At 60.8% G+C, this 23,230-nt stretch carries 17 protein-coding genes and 2 pseudogenes; 5 read left to right on the top strand and 14 right to left on the bottom strand.

Annotated elements, in window-relative coordinates; genetic code table 11:
• Positions 1-82: 82 nt before the first annotated feature.
• The 4 genes and pseudogenes from CP49_RS21630 to CP49_RS21620 form a co-directional block, all read right to left on the bottom strand.
• Positions 83-886 (bottom strand): annotated as a pseudogene (locus tag CP49_RS21630) (efflux RND transporter permease subunit); the annotation flags it as partial.
• 41 nt (positions 887-927) lie between these two features.
• Entirely contained in the window at positions 928-2,112 is a 1,185-nt protein-coding gene (locus tag CP49_RS21625) for an efflux RND transporter periplasmic adaptor subunit (RefSeq protein ID WP_057852222.1), read from the bottom strand.
• Between the two features lie 291 nt (positions 2,113-2,403).
• A pseudogene (locus CP49_RS43045) lies at positions 2,404-2,679 on the bottom strand (2Fe-2S iron-sulfur cluster-binding protein); the annotation flags it as partial.
• Positions 2,680-2,940: 261 nt separating this feature from the next.
• Positions 2,941-3,420 carry a hypothetical protein gene (locus CP49_RS21620; protein ID WP_156438571.1) on the bottom strand — a complete coding sequence of 160 codons (480 nt, stop codon included), beginning with the start codon at positions 3,418-3,420 and terminating at the stop codon, positions 2,941-2,943.
• A gap of 581 nt (positions 3,421-4,001) precedes the next feature.
• Between CP49_RS21620 and CP49_RS21615 the strand changes: the two genes are divergently transcribed.
• The gene (locus tag CP49_RS21615) at positions 4,002-5,420 is read left to right on the top strand and encodes a TolC family outer membrane protein (RefSeq protein ID WP_082646149.1); all 1,419 of its coding nucleotides are present in this window, start codon (positions 4,002-4,004) and stop codon (positions 5,418-5,420) included.
• 327 nt (positions 5,421-5,747) lie between these two features.
• On the opposite strand, the gene CP49_RS44905 is transcribed toward CP49_RS21615, so the two are convergent.
• The 7 genes from CP49_RS44905 to CP49_RS21580 form a co-directional block, all read right to left on the bottom strand.
• The gene (locus CP49_RS44905) at positions 5,748-5,888 is read right to left on the bottom strand and encodes a hypothetical protein (protein WP_156438570.1); all 141 of its coding nucleotides are present in this window, start codon (positions 5,886-5,888) and stop codon (positions 5,748-5,750) included.
• A 1,289-nt stretch (positions 5,889-7,177) separates the two neighbouring features.
• Positions 7,178-9,379 (bottom strand): aldehyde oxidoreductase molybdenum-binding subunit PaoC, encoded by a 2,202-nt coding sequence (gene paoC, locus CP49_RS21605; RefSeq protein WP_057852218.1) that lies wholly within the window; start codon positions 9,377-9,379, stop codon positions 7,178-7,180.
• Entirely contained in the window at positions 9,376-10,314 is a 939-nt protein-coding gene (locus tag CP49_RS21600) for an FAD binding domain-containing protein (RefSeq protein WP_057852217.1), read from the bottom strand. The genes paoC and CP49_RS21600 overlap by 4 nt, the downstream gene beginning before the upstream one ends.
• Positions 10,314-10,967: an aldehyde dehydrogenase iron-sulfur subunit PaoA gene (paoA, locus tag CP49_RS21595; RefSeq protein WP_245310795.1), complete on the bottom strand. Its 654-nt coding sequence runs from the start codon at positions 10,965-10,967 to the stop codon at positions 10,314-10,316. The genes CP49_RS21600 and paoA overlap by 1 nt, the downstream gene beginning before the upstream one ends.
• Before the next feature lie 49 nt (positions 10,968-11,016).
• Complete coding sequence (locus CP49_RS21590; RefSeq protein ID WP_057852216.1) at positions 11,017-11,619, bottom strand: hypothetical protein; 603 nt, start codon at positions 11,617-11,619, stop codon at positions 11,017-11,019.
• 43 nt (positions 11,620-11,662) lie between these two features.
• On the bottom strand, positions 11,663-12,391 hold the full coding sequence (locus CP49_RS21585) for an MIP/aquaporin family protein (RefSeq protein WP_057852215.1): 729 nt from the start codon (positions 12,389-12,391) through the stop codon (positions 11,663-11,665).
• Positions 12,392-12,509: 118 nt separating this feature from the next.
• Positions 12,510-13,973 carry a catalase gene (locus tag CP49_RS21580; protein ID WP_057852214.1) on the bottom strand — a complete coding sequence of 488 codons (1,464 nt, stop codon included), beginning with the start codon at positions 13,971-13,973 and terminating at the stop codon, positions 12,510-12,512.
• Between the two features lie 437 nt (positions 13,974-14,410).
• Here CP49_RS21580 and CP49_RS44900 point away from each other — a divergent pair, with 437 nt between their 5' ends.
• Positions 14,411-14,572 (top strand): helix-turn-helix domain-containing protein, encoded by a 162-nt coding sequence (locus CP49_RS44900; RefSeq protein ID WP_156438569.1) that lies wholly within the window; start codon positions 14,411-14,413, stop codon positions 14,570-14,572.
• A 298-nt stretch (positions 14,573-14,870) separates the two neighbouring features.
• Here CP49_RS44900 and CP49_RS46180 read toward each other — a convergent pair whose 3' ends face one another.
• Complete coding sequence (locus CP49_RS46180) at positions 14,871-15,365, bottom strand: hypothetical protein (RefSeq protein ID WP_057852213.1); 495 nt, start codon at positions 15,363-15,365, stop codon at positions 14,871-14,873.
• A 1,434-nt stretch (positions 15,366-16,799) separates the two neighbouring features.
• Between CP49_RS46180 and CP49_RS21565 the strand changes: the two genes are divergently transcribed.
• On the top strand, positions 16,800-18,389 hold the full coding sequence (locus tag CP49_RS21565; RefSeq protein WP_057852211.1) for a TerC family protein: 1,590 nt from the start codon (positions 16,800-16,802) through the stop codon (positions 18,387-18,389).
• Between the two features lie 659 nt (positions 18,390-19,048).
• On the opposite strand, the gene CP49_RS44890 is transcribed toward CP49_RS21565, so the two are convergent.
• Positions 19,049-19,189, bottom strand: coding sequence for a hypothetical protein (locus CP49_RS44890; protein ID WP_156438568.1), 141 nt, complete (start codon positions 19,187-19,189; stop codon positions 19,049-19,051).
• Between the two features lie 347 nt (positions 19,190-19,536).
• Between CP49_RS44890 and CP49_RS21560 the strand changes: the two genes are divergently transcribed.
• The gene (locus tag CP49_RS21560) at positions 19,537-20,397 is read left to right on the top strand and encodes a YiiX/YebB-like N1pC/P60 family cysteine hydrolase (RefSeq protein ID WP_057852210.1); all 861 of its coding nucleotides are present in this window, start codon (positions 19,537-19,539) and stop codon (positions 20,395-20,397) included.
• Positions 20,398-20,538: 141 nt separating this feature from the next.
• Complete coding sequence (locus tag CP49_RS21555) at positions 20,539-20,808, top strand: hypothetical protein (RefSeq protein WP_057852209.1); 270 nt, start codon at positions 20,539-20,541, stop codon at positions 20,806-20,808.
• A gap of 613 nt (positions 20,809-21,421) precedes the next feature.
• Here the strand turns inward: CP49_RS21555 and CP49_RS21545 are convergent.
• Positions 21,422-23,230: efflux RND transporter permease subunit (locus CP49_RS21545; protein ID WP_197423173.1), on the bottom strand; the 1,809-nt coding region annotated here is incomplete at its 5' end.

Here is a 23,230-nt window from a genome sequence, read left to right as displayed (position 1 = left end):
CAATGCGCATCGTTGATCCTCCGGGTGGCTGGGTGTTCGCAAACTCAGCTTACCCCCTGACCACCTGCCACCCCATAGGATCTACGTCTCGCACGCGCGTAACGCGACCGCCCGCATCCGTCTTGACGATGATGTTCTCGAACTGAGCGGGATCAGACAGGCGGCCCAGAGTTTCCACGTTGAGCTGGAACGCTCCTGCGCTCGGAACTGGCGGCTCGTTCAGCACTCCGGCCGCGACTTGGACGTTCTGCGCTCGTAAGGCCGCAATGACCTCGGTAGCCGTCAGACTACGGGCGGCCACTTTGTCGGGATCGAGCCACGCGACCATGGCGTAATCGCGAGCGGTGGGCAGGCGCACGTCTCCAACGCCGTTGATGCGAAGAAGCGCATCGCGGATCTGCAATGTGGCGTAGTTGGAAATGTACAGCGGGGAGCGCGAGCCGTCCGGAGAGAACAGCTGGATGACCATCAGCAGGTCTGGCGACGATTTACGGACCGTAACTCCGAGTCGACGGACGTCTTCAGGCAGCCGCGGCTCCGCAACTGCGACGCGGTTCTGCACCTGTACCTGCGCCTGGTCGAGATTGGTCCCGAGCGCGAACGATACCGTAATCGACAGTTGGCCGTCCCCGGTCGCTTGCGAGGACATGTAAAGCATGTCCTCGACGCCGTTGATCTCCTGCTCGATCGGCGTCGCAACCGTGGCGCTCACCACCTCGGCGGAGGCTCCTGGGTACTGCGCGCGGACCACGACGGTCGGCGGAGCGATCTCGGGATACTGTGCCACGGGAAGCGTGAAATAGGTCGCGAGCCCGATCAGGACGACGAGAATGGAGCTCACCGTCGCAAAGATCGGTCGCTCGATACAGAAATGAGCGACGCGCATGATCGCACCGTGTCAGTCGGAGTACTTGGATTGGTGATTGGTCAGGATGCAGATTGAGGTTGCTGCGCGACCGGCCCCGTCTGCGGCGTCACCTTGGCGCCAGGGCGTGCGCGCTGCAGGCCGTTGATAACGATCCGATCGGTCGACCGCAGCCCCTCTCGGACGACACGCAATCCCCCTGGCTGGCTCGGCCCGAGTAGGACTGCCCTGGTCTTGAGGACATTGTCATCACCCACCGTCAGCACGATCCGTTCGCCTTGATCCGTGAGAAGCGCTGTTTCAGGAATGAGGATTCCCTCATACTCGCGCGATGACGGCAGGCGGATACGACCGAATTGTCCGGGCGTGACGAAAAGGTCGGGATTGGGCAGCACGGCGCGTACGCGGATCGTCCCCGAACCGAGCTCGAGGCGATTGTCCACAAAGTTCATGGTGCCCTGATATGGCCATCCGTTATCATCCGGCAGGCGGGCCCAGACCGCCGTGCCCTTATCCCGGATGGAGCGAAGCTTCCCGGACTTCATTGCACGCTCATAGGCAACGAAATCGCGCTCGCTCATGTCGAAGACAAAATAGATCGGATTGAGCGCAACAATCGTGGTCAGCAGCGTATCACCACCGGTAACGAGACTTCCTGTGTCGACCCTACGGTTGGACAGGCGTCCGGCAACGGGTGCCCGGATCTCCGTAAACTCGAGATCGAGCTGGGCTCGTTGCAAAGCGGCTTCAGCGGTTTGGAAAGTGGCATCGGCCACCCGCTTCTGCTGAGTGCGCTGATCGTAGGTTGAGCGCGAGACCGTTGCGCTTCCAATAAGCTGTTCTGCGCGCTGAAGCTCAAGATTGGTGAGATCGACTTGCGCCCGGGCGCTCGACAGCCGTGCCTCGGCTTCGGCCACGGCCGCTCGGTACGGCCTTGGATCGATGACGAACAGAGGGTGTCCCGCCTCGACGAGCTGACCGTCTTCGAAATTGATGGATTGGAGGTAGCCTGACACGCGCGCGCGAATCTCGATACTGGCAGTGGGCTCGAAACGACCACTGAATTCATTCCAATCCACAATCGGTTTCGAGAGGGGTTGGGCTACCATGACGGTCGGCGGAGCCGAAAGGGGTTCCGGTCCAACCGCCACGTTCCCCTCCATTGCGCGCCAGCCATAAGCCCACAAGGCACCGAGGACGATGAGTGTGCTGACTGCGCCTACCGTGCCCCTGACTGATCGCTTCATGCCGCTTGCTTCCCAAAAATCCGCGCAATGCCGTAGCAGTATGTGTTTTGCGATGCACCACTCGCAAATGACGCTTTCTAACGACTTCGTGAGCAGCGACGGTGAAGCAACAAAGATTTCGATTCATCAAGTGGCGGCTTTTTTCTGCCCATGCCGATGCAATGTGACAAACCCGCGACCACCCAACCGCCACTCCTGTTACACATATGCTGTCAGTCGACCGCACACGATCACCGCTGACGCGCGTCGGCCCGAGGTGGCAAGCCAGCGCATTGAGTCTTGCGACCACTAGTCAGGCTTCACGAAGGCGGCCTGCATCGGATTTTCTCGGGCGAACCGAGACCCTCGATCGTCGTCACTTTATCGCCGTCGTACATCACGGCGAGCGTCAGGCAAGAGATGATCCGTCCCCGTTCACGATCATCGTGCAGGCGCCGCACTGACCGTGATCGCAGCCCTTCTTGCTGCCGGTGAGGTTCAGATGCTCACGCATCGCGCGAGCAGCGTTACGCGGGGATCCAGGGTCAGCCGATGCGGCGTGCCATTGGCGATCAACTCCACCGGCACCGTCGGTTGCGATGCGCGAACCCTCTGCCGTGGGTTCGCTTGTCTGGGATTATGTAGTCCCTCAAATGTTTATTCGATCGCCTCGCGTACGGCCCGGAAAAATTATGTTGGTCGATGCAGAGTATCGGCACTTTCGGACCTCGCTCGATGTCCGAGTTCAGTCCGTAATGCGCAGCAAAGCGGACGATGGTGACGGGCTAAAGCAGGAGCAGCTCGCGATGTTGTAAAGAAAAAGCCCGCATTGCTGCGGGCTTTTTGTATTTACCAGCCGCGGTATCCACCCCCGCCGAAGCCGAAGCTGATGCCCGGCCCGGCCACGCCGTAATAGCGCTGGGGAGCGTAACCACCATAGCTGCGATAGTGCGGCCGCGGAGCGTAACCATAGCTGCGATAGTACGGCCGCGGAGCGTAGCCATAGCTCCCGTAATGCGAGCGGTAATGCTTGTGACCTGAGTGATGGTGCATCCGGTGGTGACGATAGTGCCGACCACGCGAACTGAAGTCGGTGGACTGGCTTACATCAGATGCAGCTTTTGCGCTCCAGGCATACGCGCCGCGAATCTGATTCCGGCGCTGATAGTCGCCGGTATAGGGATTGTTTGGTCCTTTGTTCTGGCAGTTGGCGTTCGGATAGAACTGAGCGCAATGGCCGGGGTTGTGGATGACTTCTTGCGCCATCACCGGCGTTGCGGCCATCGCAGACAGGAGAGCGGCTGCTCCCAACAGTACGGACTTCGTCACAGTATTCTCCTTTGATTGGACTTGAAACGGCACGCCGTTTCGAGCCGACGCTCGGTTTATTCGAACGGAGACAAATCCTCAAGCCGCCCCCACTGCGTCATCTTGCTTCTGCGTCATTGTGCTTCTGCGTCATTGTGCTTCACGTAGACGCCCTATCGTGCGCGCCAGATTGTTCATGACCGATGCCAGAGGGACACGAGTGGACCATTAGCTCCCATCACCGGATCCGATGATGGAAAAGACAATTGTACCATGCGCGCCGTCATCTCCGGCGTCGGCGCCTCTCGACAGATGCCCAGGTCTGGTCAGGCGGATAGGCGCCAACCACGAGAAAATCGGAACTGGCTTCGAGCCGGAATCAGATTTCCATTGTCTGTCTGCGGATTCACGATCGCGTGTTCGGAATGCAAGTGGCCGTCGCAGGCTCGTGATGGACCAAGCAAATAGGTCCTTCGCACAACACCTCTTCATAATGGCGCGAAGCACCGTTTCCGCACGCGACGGTTTGCCTGTGGCGCCATCGTCCTCTAAACAGGTAGACGTGCCGAAGGCGGGGGCGGACTGGATTGTTTTGGGATTACATGGTTGGGCGTGCCGCTAAAGTTGGCGATGTAGGTAGGCGTGTGCTTCGATCGGGCATTTGCCTTGGCGTAACGATTTGCATCGGCATTGCCGCGAACGGGGCGTGGGCCGAATCCCTGCCCGAGGCTCTGGCGAAAGCCTATCAGTCCAACCCGCAGCTTAATGCCGAACGGGCACGGCAACGCGCGACCGACGAGAATGTGCCGCAGGCGCTGGCGGGCTACCGGCCGCAGATCGTCGCCGGTCTGGGCGCCGGGCTGCAGGCGGTGCGCGACCTGCTGCCGGGCAATACGGTCCAGTCCGCAACCCTGAAACCGTGGACCATCGGGCTGACAGTTACGCAGACGTTATTCAACGGCTTCAAGACCGCCAATAGCGTCCGCGTGGCGGAGCTGCAGGTGCAAGCCGGCCGCGAGGCGCTGCGCAATGTCGGCCAGGGCGTGCTGCTCGACGCCGTCACCGTTTACACCAACGTGCTGGCCAACCAGTCACTGGTTGAAGCGCAGCGCGCCAACGTCGCCTTCCTGCAAGAGACGCTGGGGATCGTACAGAAACGTCTCAATGCCGGCGAGGTGACGCCGACCGACACCGCGCAGGCTGAAGCGCGGCTGAGCCGCGGCCGTGCCGATCTCAATGCCGCCGAGGTCAGTCTCGCCGTCAGCCAGGCGACCTATACCCAGGTGATCGGCAATTCGCCGTCGCAACTGCGGCCCGCTGAAACGGTCGACCGCTATCTGCCGCGCAGCCGCGACGAAGCTACCCAATTCGCCTTCAGACAACATCCGGCCGTGATGGCCGCGAGCTTCGATGTCGATGTCGCCTCCACCACCATTCGCGTCGCCGAGAGCAGCCTGCTGCCCACCATCACCTTGCAAGGCAGCGTCAGCCGCAGCAGAGACAGCGATCCGACGCTTGGCTCGTTCGGCACCGATCAGGCCTCCATCCTCGGCCAGATGAACGCACCGATCTATGATGGCGGCACCGGAGCCTCGCAGACCCGACAGGCCAAGGAACTGGCCGCGCAAAGTCGCCTCGTGCTCGACCTCGTTCGTAGTCAGGCACGCACGGCGGCCGTCGGCGCCTGGGTCGCCAACGAAGGTGCCAAGACCGCCGTGGCCGCTTCGGAATCCGAAGTGCGTGCCGCAACCGTCGCCCTGCAGGGCGTGCAAAGGGAAGCGCAAGGCGGCCAGCGTACCACCCTCGATGTGCTGAATTCACAGCAGGATCTGATCCTGGCGAAGGCGCGGCTGATCGGCGCCCAGCGTGAACGGGTGATCGCGTCCTATGCGGTCGTCAGCGCCATCGGCAGGCTCGACGTCAAGACGCTCGCGCTCAACACCCCGGACTATCTGCCGGAGCTGCATTATCATCAGGTGCGCGACGCTTGGCACGGCCTACGCACTCCCTCGGGGCAGTAACCCCAGGGCAATCCCTGATCGTTAATCGCGTAATGGTCATGTCTGCGTCCTGGCGGGACCAGTCGCTTTCTCTTGGGTGTCATCGCCCGGTCTATCACGTGTTCAACGAGCTGGATGGCGGTTTCCCGGCTCAGGGCTTGCCCGACTTGACGCTGCCGTCCAAATCAACAGACCATTTCCAAGTGTGATGCCCAAGGACCTGAACCAGGCTGTAACGTTTTCCCCGGTACTCCATCCGCGCACCTTGAACGACCTCTCGGGCGCGCCGCCCTTCCCAGGCATCAGACGAGGAGATATGAGGGCCCCGGGGCATTGGCAACTGAGCTTTCATCCGAACAATAAAAAGTTCAAAATCGCATAGTAGAAGCCGCCAAAAGCCGGCAGCCCAACGGCGACTAGGACACCAATTCTTGCCAAGTTGAGGGGCTGCTCGTAATCGTTGCCCGCATCCACCGATGTGTTCGACAAGTGGAAGCTCCACTAAGATTCACTGGAACGCCGAATGCGTGAACCTGATGTAGGGCCCGCAATCCGCCAACACCATTAAATTGGATTTTAGAAAACAGTTGCTTTGAACCTCGCTAAGACGACCGAGACACCGGGAGATCACACCTTACAAGTGGGTGCGTCGGGCCGAGGAGCGGTGAAGGCGCGCGCGATCAATTAACGCTTCACTGCTATGGTACGGGTTGTCGCGGAACTGTTTCGCGTACGGTGACCGTCGGTGCTGCATGGGTCACCGCCCTTTTCCTAATGAGCCGGATTCGAAGTCCGCTCTTCGCCGATTTCGTTGTAAAAGTCTTTTTGGGGTGACGAACGAAAATTTTCAGGGGCGCTGACGCGTGTTGCACGTGGCGACGTGAGGGACCACGTCGTTCCTCGGAAAAACGACCACGGACCTGCGTAGCGGCGTGATGTGGCTTCGCAACGTTACAGCTCTCTGAAAATCACCTTTCGCGAGATTTTCGGGATCGTTCGATTTTCGACTTTGGCAACAAAATCCGCCAGAAACCGACCTGATTTCCACCGCTTGGTCCGGTGGGACATGCTTCCCGCCTCTGTAACCGAGACCGAGAAGCATGACCACGCAGGATCAAGGAATGCGACCCGAGCATCCCGAAGGCTGGTGCCGTGAACAAGGGGCAAGCTCACGGGCGCAAAGCCGCCGCGGCGATCAAAACACGTCTGGTCAATCCGAACGAAGCTTCGGATCGAAGGCCCATTGCGAGACCAAGCCATGTTCAATCGGCTATCGACAGCAGGCTTCGTGGCTGCGACGTTGTCGCCGTACGGGTCGAGGATGTCACCGCCGGTGGGCATACGGCGGATCGCGCAACGATCCGACAGAAAAAGACCTGTCGACCCGTCAGATTGAATTGCCGCATCAGCTAAGATTGCGGGGCCCCTCAAGCCAATCATTGATTTGCGCTGAGGATATCGTTCGCTTCGGCAGATGTGGATTGAGAGTGCCCGCCGCCACGTCCAATCCTTCCGATACGCGTTGTCTGGCAAATTTCTTCGCGTCAGCCTCATTCAAGAACGAACTCGTTTTCCGCGAGGCCCGGGATCCGGTTGGAAGCACGCTGAATGACACATACCATGTGTGTTTCGGATTTTTGGCCATGGTTAAACCGTTCGGCTCCGAATCTTATCGATTTGGGTGAAGCCGCGAAGGGTCGGCGACGATCCGCGCTGGGGTCGCGGCCATTCCGGAAGCCGACCGGGGTCAGGAGCGCTCACCTCCGCGGCTTCGACACCTAGGCCAGTCTCTCCAGCAGTTTGTCCATCGTGAGCGGGTAGTCACGCACCCTCACACCGGTTGCGTTATAGATTGCGTTCGCGACCGCCGCGCCGACACCGCAGATGCCGAGCTCGCCCACGCCCTTTGCCTTCATCGGCGACGACTTATCGTCCAGTTCCTCAAGGAAAATCACCTCGAGGTCTGGAATGTCGGCATGCACGGGAACGTGGTATTCGGCGAGATCGTGATTGACGAAATAGCCGAAGCGGGTGTCAACCACGCACTCCTCCATTAGCGCCGCGCCGACGCCCATGGTCATCCCGCCCAAGCATTGGTTGCGCGCTGTCTTCGGATTGAGGATGCGGCCCGCCGCGGCGACGCTCAGCAGTCGGCGGATGCGCGTCTCGCCCGTATATCGGTCGACGCCGACTTCGCAGAAATGGGCGCCGAAGCTCGCCTGCGCATATCTCTTCTCCAGATCTCCGAACACGATCGTGCCATCCGCCGCGATTCCGTTTTTGCCCGCCAGGGAAGCGAGTGACACCGAACGGCCTTGGGCGTGGACTTGGCCGCCGCGGAAGGTGAGCTCTGCGCCGCCGAATCCTGCCTTCTGCGCGATCTGCTGCCGGAGTTGCTCGCATGCGGCAAACACGCCGGCTGTCGAGCTGTTCGCGCCCCAGGAGCCACCCGAACCCGCAGATTCGGGGAAACGGCTGTCGCCGAGCCGGACTTCCACCCGGTCCATCGGCAGGCCGAGCATCTCGGCGGCGGTTTGCGCAAGAATGGTATAGCTGCCGGTGCCGATGTCCGTCATCTGTGTCTCGATCAGCACGCTGCCGTGCGGCCGCAAAGTCACGCGCGCTCCGGAATTCTTCGACAGATTGTTCCGGATGGCCGAGCCGACCCCCATTCCGACCAACCAATTGCCATCGCGGACCTGGCCGGGCTTAGGATTACGCTTCGACCAGCCGAATTCCCGCGCACCATGCCGCAGGCACTCGACCAGCTTTCGTGTCGAGAACGGGCGGCTCGGTCCCTTCTCGGGATCGAACTGCACATCGTTGATGATGCGCAATTCGACCGGATCCATATTCAGCTTCTCGGCAAGCTCGTCCATCGCGGCTTCGAGCGCGAGCAGACCCACCGCCTCGCCGGGTGCGCGCATCGAGTTGCCTACCGGAAGGTCCATGACCGCGAGCCGATGCGACGTCATCCGATCCTTTCCGGCGTAGAGCAGCCGCGTCTGCTGGGCTGCGTTTTCGATCTTGCGGCCGGGCTGGTTACCGGACCAAACCTCGTGGCCTATGGCGAGGATGCGGCCCTGAGGATCGGTTCCAATGCGGATACGCTGGATCGTCGCGGGACGATGAGTGGCATTGTTCATTATCTGCGGCCGCGCGAGCGCCAGCTTGACCGGACGTCCGGCGGCTCGTGCGCCCAGCGCCGCGAGTACCGCGTCCGACTGGATCCACAGCTTGGCCCCGAAACCGCCCCCTACGAAGGCGGAGAGCACGCGCACGTTCTCTTCGGGGATCATCAAGGTGCCCGCGACGTCGCGAATCGCCCAGTGAACCATCTGGTTCGATGTCCAGAGTGTCAGGCGATCGCCCTCCCATTTAGCGATGGTGGCGTGGGGCTCCATCATCATATGGCTCTGGTCGGGCGTGGTATAGGTCACATCCAGCTGCACGGGGGCAGCCGCGAAACCCTGCGCAAAGTCGCCGGTGGATGTGTCGGGCTCGTCCTCGTCCGGCTTGACCGCGTTTAGCCTTTCCTGCGCGAGATCGAAGCGGCCCTTCTTGGGCGTATACGAGATCCGAACAAGCTTTGCGGCATCGCGTGCCTGCTCAAACGTGTCCGCGATGACCAACGCCACGGCCTCATCATAGAAGTGTATCTCTGGCCCGGTTAGTTGCGGTGCCAGATCGTGCTGATGCGGACCCTGCTTCGGCGCATTGAGATGCGTCATTACAAGGAGCACGCCGGGAGCCGCCTCGGCCTCGCGTGTGTCGATGCGATCGATCCGACCGGTGGCGATGCCCGCGCCGACGATGAACCCGTAGGCGATGTTTGAGATGCCGTCGCGATAATCCTGGGCGTACGGTGCTTGGCCGGAGACCTTGCGTGGCCCATCGATCCTGTCGTGCGGATGCCCGATAATTTTTTGCTGGTCGATCGGATTGGGACCGGCGGGTGTGTCGAAATGATAATCGGTCATGCGCGCGCCTCCTGCAGCACCGAGGTGAGCGTCCGCTGGGTCAGCCTCAGCTTGTAAGCATTCTGTTTAGTGGTACGTGCCCCGGCGAGCACGGCTTCGGCGATCGCCTCTGGCCTTGTCTCACGCTCGGCCCTTTCCACGCGCCAGGGCTGGTGCGCGAGACCGCCGAACGCGAGACGCTGAATGCCGTCGGCGACGACCGCCGCGACGGAGACATTGGCAAATGCATAAGAGCTGCGGTCTCGCACCTTGCGGTACAGATGCTTGCCGCCGAGCGGTTTGGGCAGCACCACCGCCGTGATGAGTTCACCGACCTTGAGATTGGTCTCGAGTTGCGGCGTATTGCCGGGTAGCCGGTGGAACTCGGCGATCGGGATGGAACGAGTGGCGCCGGCGGGGTCGATCGTCTCGACCACGGCGTCGAGAGTGCGCATGGCGACCGCCATGTCGGAAGGATGGGTGGCAATGCAAGCTTCGCTTACCCCCATGATCGCGAGATTGCGGCTAAATCCACCGATCGCGGCGCAGCCGGAGCCAGGCTTGCGCTTATTGCACGGCATGCTCGTGTCGTAAAAATAGGGGCAGCGGGTGCGCTGGAGCAGGTTGCCACCGGTCGTGGCCTTGTTCCGGAGTTGGCTGCTCGCGCCGGCGAGCAGCGCACGTGAAAGCACCCCATAGTCGCGGCGCACACGCTGATCGGCGGCGAGATCGGTGTTGCGAACGAGCGCACCGATCCGGAGTCCTCCCTCCGAGGTCGGCTCGATCCGGTCGAGCCCGAGATGATTGACGTCGACAAGATGCGACGGCGTCTCGACCTGCTGCTTCATAAGGTCGAGCAGATTGGTTCCCCCGGCGATGAACCTCGCGCCAGATGTGCGGGCGGCGGCGGCCGCTTCCGCAGGAGTTGCGGCACGTTGATAGGTGAAGGGCCTCATCAGGTGTTTCCTTCGTGAACTTCGCGTATCGCTGCGATGATGTTGGGATAGGCGGCACAGCGGCAGATATTGCCGCTCATCCGCTCACGAACTTCCTCGTCAGAGTAGTTGACTGCCATCAGATCCCGCGTCACATGGCTGGGGATGCCGTCGCGGATTTCGCCCAGCATTGCCACAGACGAGCAGATCTGGCCGGGCGTGCAAAAGCCGCACTGAAATCCGTCATGCTTGACGAAGGCAGCCTGCATCGGATGGAGATCCTCGGGCGAACCGAGGCCCTCGATCGTCGTCACTTTATCGCCGTCGTGCATCACGGCAAGCGTCAGGCAAGAGTTGATCCGTCGCCCGTTCACGATCATCGTGCAGGCGCCGCACTGACCGTGATCGCAGCCCTTCTTGCTGCCGGTGAGGTTCAGATGCTCACGCATCGCGTCGAGCAGCGTCACCCGGGGATCCAGGGTCAGACGATGCGGCGTGCCATTGGCGATCAACTCCACCGGCATCGTCGGTTGCGACGCGCGCGAAACTTTTGCCTTGGGTTCGCTCGTCTGGGCATGAGCCGAACCCGAACCAACGGCCACGGTGACAGCGCCGCTAACCACGAGGTCCCGGCGGGTTATAGTGAAAGGCTTGGTTCCGGAAGGATTGCTCAAGGGATGCTCCTTTGTCGTCCATTGACGGGGTAATCGTGACCAATATTGCTTAGGCCAGATGCCAGAGGGACACGAGTGGACCATTAGCTCCCGTCACCGGATCTGATGATGGAAAAGGCAATTGTCGCATGTGCGCCGTCATCTCCGGCGTCGGCGCCTCTCGACAGATGTCCCAGGTCTGGTCAGGCGGATAGGCGCCAACCACGAGAAAGTCGGAACTGGCTTCGAGCCGGCAGTGTCCGGTCCCCGTGGGCAATACAGCGATGTCGCCTGCAGTGACTTTGACTTCGTGGCCGTTCGGCCCGCCAAGCACGAGGCGTGCTGTGCCGCCGGCAAAGCCAAGCACCTCGTGAGCGGTGGAGTGATAATGGTGGAAGGGATAGATGCCGTTGCGCCATTGCGCCGGCCAGTTCGTGCGCCGGAAGATGGCCTCGTATGCCGACGCCGGATCGTTGCCTGTGGCATTGACGACGCCGCGATAGAGAAGAACAGGCAGTCGCGCGTTGTTCGGCATCCAGCCGTTCGGTCCCAGTTGCAGAATTTCTGGCTTCAGCGCCTCCGCTGATGCCATCTCGGCGAGCGCCGGTGTCGCTCCCGCGAGTCCCAACCCTGCGAGCAGGGCATTGAAATGCCGACGGTGGATATCGTTCATCTCCGTTCTCCTCTGCCCTTAAAGCGTGCGACTCGAATGCGACTCACTCGGCGGGCATTTGCGCGACCGGCATCGCGTCACGGGCGAGCCGGGCGAGACCCATGTGCACAAGGGCAGCAACGATGGCGCCAACGAACGGGGCTGTCAGGTACAGCCAGGCATCGCTGAAATTGCGGGTCGCGACCATCGGGCCAAGCGCCCGCGCCGGATTGAAGGCGGCACCGGTGAGAGCGCCACCCATGATGATGTTGAGGGTCAGCGTCATTCCGATCGCAAGCGGCGCGAGATTGCCAGCGCGGCCCGTAACCGCGGTGCTGAGCACGATCGTCACCAGGAAAAACGCGAGCACCGCCTCGATCATGAAGCCGGCAGCGGGCGTAATCGTGAGGGACGTGGCGCCCAGAGCGAGATTGTGCGCAAGTGCAGGCAGGCCGAGGCCGGTCTCGGCGCCACCTAGTACGGCCGACAACAAGAGCGCGCCGGCAATACCGCCAACGAACTGGCTGACGATGTAGCCGATCGCCTCGCCGGCGCCCATCGCGCCGGCGGCGAGCACGCCGACGGTGACGGCGGGATTCATGTGCCCGCCCGACACGGGGCCATACGCGAAGGCGAAGACCATGATGGTGAAGCCATGGGCGAAGGCAATCGCGGCGATACCGGGCAGGCCGACACCGTCGCCGACCACGGCCGCGGCACCGGCGCCGATAAACACGAACGAGAAGGTACCGATGAATTCCGCAAGGAGCTTGGGTGCAATCCGGTTGGACATCGTTGACTCCAGAGACGAGATGGATCGCTCGGCGCGATCAGGTTTGCGCCAAGGAGACGTTGGTTGGAGGATGGCCGACGGCACAGGGGAGCGCCGCCGGCCGGCGAAGCGAGCAGACCTACTCCGCGGCGATCATGTTCGGTTTGAAATTGATGCCCAGCGCCTTCGCGACGCCAGCACCGTAGGCGGGATCGGCCTTGTAGCAGTGGACGATCTGCCGCTTGACGATCTCGACCGGCACGCCTTCCATCGCTGCCTTGTAGTTATGAAAAAGCTGCTCCTTCTGGTCGGCCGTCATTAGCCGGAACAAGTCGCCCGGCTGACGATAGTCGTCGTTGCCGTCGCGGTGATTGTAGCGGTCGGCATCGCCCGAGATTTTCAGCGGCGGCTCGCGGAAGCTCTCGTCCTGCACGGGGCCGTTGAACGAGTTCGGCTCGTAATAGGCATCAGGATTAGGGTTGCCTGCGAGCCGCATGGCACCATCGGCGTTGTAAGTATGCACGGGGCAGCGCGGCTTGTTAACGGGAAGCTGATCCGCATTGACGCCGACGCGGTAGCGGTGCGCATCGGCGTAGGAGAAGATCCGCGCCTGCAACATCTTATCCGGCGAATGGCTGATGCCGGGCACAATGTTTGCGGGCGAGAGCGCGGCCTGCTCGACTTCGGCGAAATAATTCTCCGGATTGCGGTTGAGCTCGAGCACGCCGACCTCGATCAGCGGGTAATCCTTGTGCGGCCATACTTTCGTAAGGTCGAAGGGGTTGTACCAGTGCTTGCCGACATCGCTCTCCGGCATGATCTGCACCGAGAACTTCCACTTCGGGAAATCGCCGCGCTCTATCGACTCGAACAGGTCACGCTGGTGGGTCTCGCGGTCATGCGCGACCTTCTCGGCGGCTTCGGCATTGGTCCAGTTCTTGATGCCCTGCATGGTCTTGAAGGGGAATTTTACCCAGTGCCGCTCGTTCTTGGCGTTGATGAACGAGTAGGTGTGCGAGCCGAAGCCGTCGACGTTGCGATAACTCTGCGGCAGGCCGCGGTCGGACATCAGGATGGTGACCTGATGCAGGCTCTCCGGCGACAGCGACCAGAAATCCCACATCGCGGTCGGCGACCGCATGTTGGTTCTCGGGTGCCGCTTCTGGGTGTGGATGAAGTCAGGGAACTTCAGCGCGTCGCGCACGAAGAATATCGGCGTATTGTTGCCGACCATGTCCCAGTTGCCTTCTTCGGTATAGAAACGTAGCGCGAAGCCGCGGACGTCGCGCTCGGCATCGGCGGCGCCGCGTTCGCCCGCCACCGTCGAAAAGCGGATGAAAGCTTCAGTCTTTTTGCCCTTCTGTAACACCTTGGCCTTTGTGTATTTCGTGATATCGTGAGTGATGGTCAGCATGCCATAGGCGCCCGAGCCCTTGGCGTGCTGGCCGCGTTCGGGAATGCGCTCGCGGTTCTGGTGGGCAAGCTTCTCGAACAGAAAGAAGTCCTGCAGCAGCACCGGGCCGCGCGGGCCTGCCGTGATGCTGTTCTGGTTGTCGGAAACCGGCATGCCGCTGTCGGTGGTGAGGATGGGGCGTTTGGCCATGAAGTCATTCCTGTTCACGAGTAAGCGAGATCCGGCAACACGACGCCTGCGGCTGTGTCACCGTTTCGCAACGTCGTCTGTCGACAGACTTGCGTTTGCGAGAAACCCGGCGCGAATTGAAATGTATCCATCCGCTTCGCAATGACTTTGCTTCTATTGCTGCGATTGCGCCCGTCTTGCGCCAATCTGCGAAGCCGGAAGTTATTCCGCTGCCGCTGCCCAGTGCCGCCGCGCAAGCCCGAGTCTTGCCCACAGATTTACGAGGCCTCGGCCAGAGCATCCGTGAGCGCGTCGGGCGCAATAGCGGACATCCGGGAAGGTCCGACTCGGATCAGACTCGGACGTGGCCGCACGTCTAAGCCAGGAGCGTTCATCCCCGGCCGGCTCAACGGTCGACGCAACACTTTTATCTTAAGAGAAAAGATGGAGTGTGGACGATGGATCAAGGCTTTCGTCGAGGGTTTACGGCGGCCGAGAAGACGGAATTATGGGATCGCTGGCAGCGCGGGGAGTCGCTCAAAGCGATCGGGCGGGCGTTTGGTAAGGCTTCATCGTCCATTTATTTCCAGGTGTCGCCTCTGCTCGCGGGCGCTTTATAAGTGCAGCTAAAACGGATCTCTCACTGCATTTTCGTATGCAGGTCATCATTGGCCAGCCGATCACTAGGTTGGGCGATGAAATTTGCTGCGATGGCTGATGTTCATGGCAACTGCGAAGCTGTTCACCAGCAAGCCCGTTCAGGGTGAGCGGCGGCGTAAGCATGCTCCGGCTGCGCTGGAACAAGTACCGTCAAGCGGCGTCAGAAGAGCGGCCTCGGTGCAGAATACACCGGGGCCGTTGACTCTTCCTTCTACTTTATTTGACCGACCGACACCGGTCAGCCGTCGAGTAGTGGGATCAGCCACAGACCCGGACGCGGCGGACTCGCCAGCCGGCCTTGGTATGCACGCGCCGCCGTACGACATAGCAACTGCCATTGTCGTAGTACGAATCGTTATAGGCATAGCCTGGATAGCCGTACCCGTAGTAGCGATAGGGATAGAATCCCCGTCCGCGGCGGAATCCGTGATATCCTCGGTTGAAATCGCCACCGCGGAAACCTTTGGAGGCAAAGGCTCGGCCGCGAAAACCGCCGCCGCTGATTGCGGGTCCGCGGAAGCCGCCACCAACGAATCCGCCGCCGCGGAAGCCACCTCCGCCGCCGCGGAAGCCACCTCCGCCGCCGCGGAAGCCACCTCCGCCGCCGTGGAAGCCACCGCCGCCGTGGAAGCCACCTCCTCCACCGCCGCCATGCCCACCGCCACCGCCACCGCCGCGAGCCAAGGCGACATTAGGTGCAAGCATGGCGACCGAGGCCACGGTGAACAAGGCTATGATCGTTTTACGCAACATCAGTACTCCTTAAGATGGATCGCTCCCAGCGAGTAGACCGTCTTACGGGAGATAGTTGCGGCTCCCCGCGAAGTTGATAGGGCTGCGCCGATAACGTCCTTAAATTCTTCGTCAGACTACGCGCTTCGCTAGACAAAGTCGCGCTAGCAGCCGCGGCAGATGCTCTTCAGCTTGCGATCGATTTGCTTGTCTTCCGCGTCGACCGCCGCATCACCACTAGTTGATGGACCCGTGACGTTAATATGCCGATGGCCTGAGACAGGTAGAGAAGGCGCTCCACATCGCGTCGGAAATCGGCGAGTCGGTCTACCTGCCTCTGCTCTTCGAGATTGGTGCGAAGCTGGTGCATGCATGTGGTCAGCGAAGCCAGTCTCATTCGGAAGGTACAGGATGAAATCGAGGTCCGCCGAGTTGTCGCCAGCCACTGCGGAATGTGTGAAGCAGCCGGTGGGCAGACCCTTCTGAATCCTAATTTAATCGAAAAATCGACGGTCCTGCTCATATTCGAAGGATGCAGGAGACCATAGCCTTAGCCGTTGGAATTGTTGTTGCGCTTGTAGCCATCTGCTCGCTATGGGCGCTGAGGGGACGCAAATGATCCCTAACGGCGTAGGGGGTCCAACCAGCCCGCTCCGATGTTCAGTGCTCCGCGCTCGCCAAGTTTGATGGTTTAGATCGGCGACGTCTATTCATGGCGCGATCAGCCAGACCGCCTCCAGCCCGTTGGCAGTCTCCGATCAAGTCCAGTCGAGGGGCCTTGAAGCAATTCGGAGTGGCATCGCGTTACGACCAGAGCGACAGCGAAGTATTCTACAAAAATGGCGGCGATCGGGCAGCCCGTCGTTTCGGCAGGCATTCCACCGCAATGTCGGGCAGAGCAATTGACATGAGAAATACAGAGACGGCAACTTCGCGGACTCTCGAACGACGAGAGTCCGTCTTGCTTCCCGGCGCCGCCAATTGCTCAGGGTGATGGTGATCGGCACCGTGCGCGGTGCTGCGAGATACTTGGGGCGCCTTTTCTGTTCGAGTCCGGGACCAGACGCCGCATTGATTTCATGAAGGGAGTCGGAATATCAACACGGACCAAGAAAATCAGATCGAAAGCTGGGAATGGCAGATTACCGTGTGCACACCGTCGGCGACGACGGACTTTTCATCAGCTCCCGAGCGTTTTCGTGCGATAACGATCCCGACGCTATCGAGTGGGCAAAGCAGCTAGTTGATGGACACGACGTAGAGCTTTGGAGCGCAGCACGCTTGATAATTCGATTGGAACGTAAGCTAAATTTGGTGGCCTCGCCACGGCCATAGTCTCCTTCGTGCCGGTCTCCGGTGTGCTCTTCGCCTTGATCAAGAGCGCGCTTTTCATTTCGATCATGCGCTCAACTAAACAGGAAAGTCGATCCACGGGATCGAGTACGAGAACTTGACATGATTTTCGAATGGATGGCCGATCCGGCCGCTTGGGCTGGTCTAGCCACACTCATTGTGCTTGAGATCGTGCTCGGCATCGATAACCTCGTCTTCATCGCCATCCTTGCTGATAAACTGCCCCTGCATCAGCGCAACCGCGCCCGCACCGTCGGCCTGTCGCTGGCTCTGGTCATGCGGCTGGCTCTGCTCGCCTCGATCGCGTGGATCGTCACGCTGACATATCCGCTGTTCACCGTGCTCGGCTCCGAAATCTCTTGGCGTGACGTGATCCTGATCGTTGGGGGCACCTTCCTTCTTTTCAAGGGCACGATGGAGCTGCATGAGCGCCTCGAAGGCGAACATGGCGCCAAATCGAACAACGGCGTCCACGCCATTTTCTGGCAGGTAATCGCCCAGATCATCGTCCTCGACGCAGTATTCTCTCTTGACAGCGTCATCACCGCCGTCGGCATGGCCGAACATCTGTCGATCATGGTGATCGCGGTCATCGTTGCCATCGGCGTCATGATGCTGGTAAGCGGACCACTAATGGCCTTCGTCTCGAAGCATCCAACGGTGGTTATCCTCTGCCTCGGCTTCCTCCTGATGATCGGTTTCAGCCTTATCGTCGAAGGCCTCGGTTTCCACATCCCGAAGGGCTACCTTTATGCGGCGATCGGCTTCTCGATCTTGATCGAGATGGCAAACCAGGTGGGGCGCCGCAACGTGGTGAAGCGTGTCACCACGACGGCTCTGCGCGACCGCACGGCGCAGGCGGTCCTGCGCATGCTGCGGGGCGGACAGACAGCCCCACAGGCCTCCGAAGAGATCGCGGCCATCGTTTCTACCGGTGGCGACGAAAGCGCCTTCAGCGCGGAAGAAAGCTCAATGATCGAACGGGTGCTGACGCTCGCCGACCGTCCGGTACGCTCGATCATGGTGCCTCGTGTCGATGCGATCTGGCTCGACGTCGAGGACGATTTTGAGATCATCCTCGATGAAATCCGCCAGAGCGGCCGCTCCCGCTTCCCCGTCTGCCGCGGCGAAGTGGACGCAATCCTGGGCATCGCGCACGCGAAGGATCTTCTCGGGAAAGACGGTGACGGAAAAAGCTTCGATCTGGAAGCGGTCATCCGCAAACCGCTCTATGTCACCGAGTCAGTGCCTATCCTCAAGCTGCTCGAAAAGTTCAAGACATCGACCGTCCATATGGCCGTAGTCCTCGACGAGCACGGTACCTTTGAAGGCATCGTCACGCCGACCGACATCCTTGTCGCTATCGCAGGCGACTTTCCGGAACTAGCCGGCGAAGAAGAGCCATACGCCGCGCAGCGCGACGATGGCGGCTGGCTTCTCGACGGACGCATGCCGATAGGCGACGTCGAGCGGACGCTGGAACGTACCGGCATGCAGACCGATCGTGACTACACCACCCTCGCCGGCTTTGTGTTGCACTGCCTGGGCCATCTGCCGGAGGCGGGAGAGGCCTTCACCTGGGAAGAATGGCGGCTCGAGGTCGTGGGTCTCGATGGTCACCGAATCGACAAGATCCTTGCTGTTAGAGATTCGTCCTCACTAGGTCGGCTTTGTGCCGATTTTGTCCTCTAATTCCGGGTCTGGGTGTCAAGCTCGCCACGATCATCCTTTCAGGGCCCACTGTTCTCTCCGCGGTAGGGGTGAACCCTCCGCATGATGGCGTAAGGTGACGTTGGCGGTTCAATGTTGCAATCGCACGGCGTTGCGCGCTTCGAGCAGCGGCCTGACTGCAGCCACCAAATCGGGACGATCCTCGATCAACTCCTCGGCTCGTGCGGCGAAGACATTGAACGTGGCGCGGGCGATGCAAGACCGAGTTTCTTGAGAAGGCCACGGACATGGTTCTCAAGCTCGCGCTTGATCTTGGCCAGCAGCGCCCGGGTGCATTGACGGACTCATGTAACGCCGCAGCTACCGCGTTATAGTATATCACGCAAGTCGACGCAGATGGCGAAGATGCCGCTCGCCAACACGACAATGTTGTCAAGAAATTCGCGCCGGACCGAGCGGGCGGCGCTGGCTGCTGCAACACGTAATTGTCGTGACCATCCCAATTCAAATCATGGAATCATGGGCCCATAGCAGGTGCCCCAGTGGCCCCACACATCGCGGCCTCCGTACCCGCGGGATCCGCCATACAAACCGCTGGCGCGATTACCGTAGCTGCCACCAGGAGTACCACCGAAGCCGGCGCCAGACTGATTGCCGCGAAAACCATCACCTTCGCCAATTTAACGTGCGCCGGGCGTGGTACTCGCATTGGCGTCCTCTGCGCGGTGGCGCGAGGTTACATGGCTCTCGCGAGCCATAGCGGGAGCTGCGAGCACGGCCGCGGCGATCAGTGCAGCCGACAGAAGGTTAAGTTTAGTCATTCAATTTCTCCATTTGATATGAAAAGCCAACCGCATTTGGCCCCTCTATGCAAATGGTGACGCGATTAGACCGATAAAGGGAACATATCCTCACGTCGCTTCAACGCTGCGCGAGGTTGTTCCTAAACTCAAATTTAGATTCTTGAATCCCCACTTTAATGAGTGCGTCACTCCAGTTTGCGTACCTTTGTGATCGCGACCAGGCCCAGGGTGGTCCATCTTAAACCTTGGTATGCTCTTCTCAACCCAATATAACGTGTTGGATCAACCTCCGTGCAATGGTCCGGTCCATCTCTCTATGATTACACTTGGCGTGTAATTCAGGTGACCGAACGGAGGTACGAGTCATGGGCTGGATGTTCGACATCGTCGGACGTTTGATTGCCCGGTTACAGAAGCCGGCCAACTGTGAGCCGTTCACTCCGAACGATTCGACGGGGTTACGCGATATCCTTCGACCCGGTGATGTTTTGCTAGTCGAGGGCAAAGGTCGTATTTCCGGCAGTATCAAATATCTCACTCAATCGACCTGGTCGCATTCGGCGTTGTACGTCGGGCCGGTCGTGGGCGCAGCGACCGAGGGTGAGCCCCACGTCCTGATCGAAGCCAATATCGACGAAGGTGTCGTGTCGGCGCCGCTGTCGAAATATCTGCATTGTCAAACCCGCATCTGCCGGCCGGTGGGCCTCACCGAAGCGGACTGCGAAAAGGTCTGCCGCTACGCCTCCGAACGCGTTGGTCTCGGCTACGATTTCAAGAACGTCATCGACCTGATGCGTTATCTATTCCCATGGCCGATGACGCAGCGTTGGCACCGCCGAGCGATCGCGCTCGGCTCCGGCGATGCCAGCCGTATCATCTGTTCTTCGCTGATTGCGCAGGCATTCGCGGCCGTGCGTTACCCGATCCTGCCCAAGATCACGCGCGTCGAGAGCCAGACGGCGGTGCGCGAGATCGCCGAGATCCGTCACTCGTCACTTTATGCGCCACGCGACTTCGATATTTCGCCCTACTTCATGGTGGTGAAGCCCACACTCGCGCGCGGCTTCAATTATAAAGACATGCGTTGGGCCGACCTTCTCCAGGTTCACACCGCAGAGGTCACGCTCGCTCCAGAGATCGAAGGCGCGAATCGCGGAGGTAGCCTACACCCGAATTTCCCGGATGAGGCACTGAGTTGCCCGGCGCTCACGCCGTTTCAGATATGAGACTCAGTACTTTGTCCTGGACCGAGTGAGGCGGCGATGGCGAACCCGGCAGCGTAAGCGCACTGCCGTTGTCAGTCGCCTCACGAACCGGCGGCCGGTGAACGATCTGTCTCGTCGACCACAATCAATCTGGAGATTGGTATGTCAAAGCCACGCCTGCAATTGATCCATTGCTCGAACGGCATCCGACCGGAAGCAAAGCACCCGCAGCGCGGCCGCAGCTTCCGACCTTTGGTTATTCATGGCGGCGCGAGAGCGATATCCGCGCCGAGAGAGAACTCATGGGAAGCTGCGCTTGATCTGATCAATCTTGGCTTTTTGATTTCCCATGTCAGTTACCTTACCTTCTTGCAGGCGAGTCTAACGGTTCTGGAGACCTACAATCGGACTGATCCCGAAAAGACCAGCTAGATTCACATTGTGCACCCAATGTGTTGCGGCCGGGTCGGTCACTGACACACCGCGCTCCGCGTATCGTTCGCGTCGACTGTGCTGCTTAGGCCGTCGGCTCCCTTCGGCTGTCCCACGCGCAGAAGCCAACTCGCTATAGAGCCCGCGGCGTCACCGACGTTTTCCTACCCCCGATTGCCACTAGACCGCTGGTTAACACGGCCCGCGGGACAGTGCGGCTAGGGTCATGGTTCAAGTCTACTGGCCAACGCCTTGTCAATTCGCCTGCCATCCAGGTCGACAATCTCCGCGCGATACTTGGTGGGCATCGGATCGGGAAAGCTGTTCCGAACGGACTTGCCTTGGGGGACGCTCATAATCAACGTGACGGGCTCATTTCTGATGGGTGCGTTCGTTGGCCTGGTCGTAGCCAAGTGGGACTTGTCGCAGGCAACACGGATGTGAACCGGCGTCCGAGATTGACCCCCCTCCACCGCTTGGTAGATCAATAGCTTAGCTCGCCGATCGGCGTCGGGACCCCGCGCCGATTAACATCCATTCATCCGCAGAGCCGGTGGCAAAATGGATTCCGGGCTCACGCTAACGCGCGCCCCGGAATGACGAAGGAAGCGCCTCAATGCGTCGGCCGCACGGGCTCCGGCGTCCCCTGCGGCTCGCTCGCAGCCGCCACGTCCGCCACCTTCTCCCGGTCCCCCGCCAGCACGCGCTGCACTGAGACGAAGAACACCGGCACCATCAACAGCGCTAGAATCACCACCGCGATCATGCCCCCCATCACGCTGGTGCCGAGCGCCTGCTGGCTGGCGCCGCCGGCTCCCGTCGCAATCGCCATCGGCAGCACGCCGCAGACAAAGGCTAAGCCGGTCATCAAAATCGGGCGGAAGCGCAGCGAGCAGGCTTCGACCGTCGCTTCAATCAGCGGCTTACCCTGCGCGCGCAAATCCTTGGCGAATTCGATGATGAGGATGGCGTCTTTTGCCGCCAGGCCGATGATGGTGATCAGGCCGACGGTGAAGTAGACGTCGTTCGGTAGCCCCCGCATGGTCGCGGCAATCACCGCACCACAGATGCCGAGCGGCACCGTCAGCAGCACGGCGAGCGGAATGGTCCAGCTCTCATAAAGCGCAGCAAGCAGCAGGAACACTACCAGCACGGAGAGGCCGAGCAGGAACGGCGCCTGCGAGCCCGACAGCTTTTCCTGCAGCGACTGGCCGGTCCATTCGAAGCCGAAGCCGCGCGGCAGCTTGTTGGCGAGCCGCTCCATCTCGGCGATGGCATCGCCGGAGGTGAAGCCGGGCCTGGCTTCGCCCGAGATGCGCACGGCGGGATAGTAGTTGAAGCCCGCGATCTGGGTCGGCCCCTTCGACCACTGGACCGTGGCGAAGGCGGAGAACGGCACCAACTGACCGCGGCTGTTCTTGACGTTGTAATTGAGGATGTCGTCGGCGTTCATGCGGCTGGCGCGGTCGGCCTGCACGATCACGCGCTGCATCCGCCCGCGGTTCGGAAAGTCGTTGATATAGTTCGAGCCGAGATTGGTCGAAACCGTCTGGTTGATGTCCTCGAAGGTGACGCCGAATGCGCCGGCTTTTTCGCGGTCGATCATCAGATTGACCTGCGGCGCCGGCGGCAGGCCCTCGACATAGACCTTCTGCAGGATCGGGCTGGCGTTGGCTTCCGCGATCAGCCGGTCGGATGCGGCAACCAGCGCCGGATAGCCCTTCTGGCCGCGGTCCTGCAGGCGGAACGAGAAACCGGAGGAATTGCCGAGATTGTCGATCGGCGGCGGCTGCAGCGCCGAGATCCTGGCGTCACGGATCGACGAGAGCTCGCGGTTGATGTCGGCGACGATCGCGGCGGCGGAATCCTTTTTGCCCCGCTCCGACCAGTCCTTCAATGTGATGAAGGCCTGCGCGGTGTTCATGCCCTGGCCGAGGAAGCTGAAGCCGGTCAGGAACGTGACGTCCTCGACGCCGGCGCGATCGCGGAGATATTTTTCGACCTGCTCGACCGCGGCCTCGGTGCGGGCATAGGAGGAATCGGACGGCGTCTGCACGTCGGTGGTGATGAAGCCCTGGTCGTCGACCGGCAGGAAGCCGCCGGGCAGCCGGACGAAGGCCCAGCCGAGGCCGATGAACAGCACCGCGTAGATCGCCATCAGCCGGCCGGTTCGCTTCAGCGATCCCTTGACGGTGTGCGTATAGCCGCCGCGGCCGCTCTCGAGCACGCGGTTGAACCAGCCGAACACGCCCTTCTTCGCATGACCATGGCCTGCTTCGACCGGCTTTAGCAGCGTCGCGCACAGCGCCGGCGTCAGCGACAGCGCCAGCAGCGCGGAGAAAGCGATCGCGGAAACCATGGTGACCGAGAACTGGCGGTAGATAATGCCGACCGATCCCGGGAAGAACGCCATCGGCACGAA

Source organism: Bradyrhizobium valentinum (genome assembly GCF_001440405.1).
GTDB classification, from domain to species: Bacteria; Pseudomonadota; Alphaproteobacteria; order Rhizobiales; family Xanthobacteraceae; genus Bradyrhizobium; species Bradyrhizobium valentinum.
This window is presented reverse-complemented; position numbering and strand designations above follow the sequence as displayed.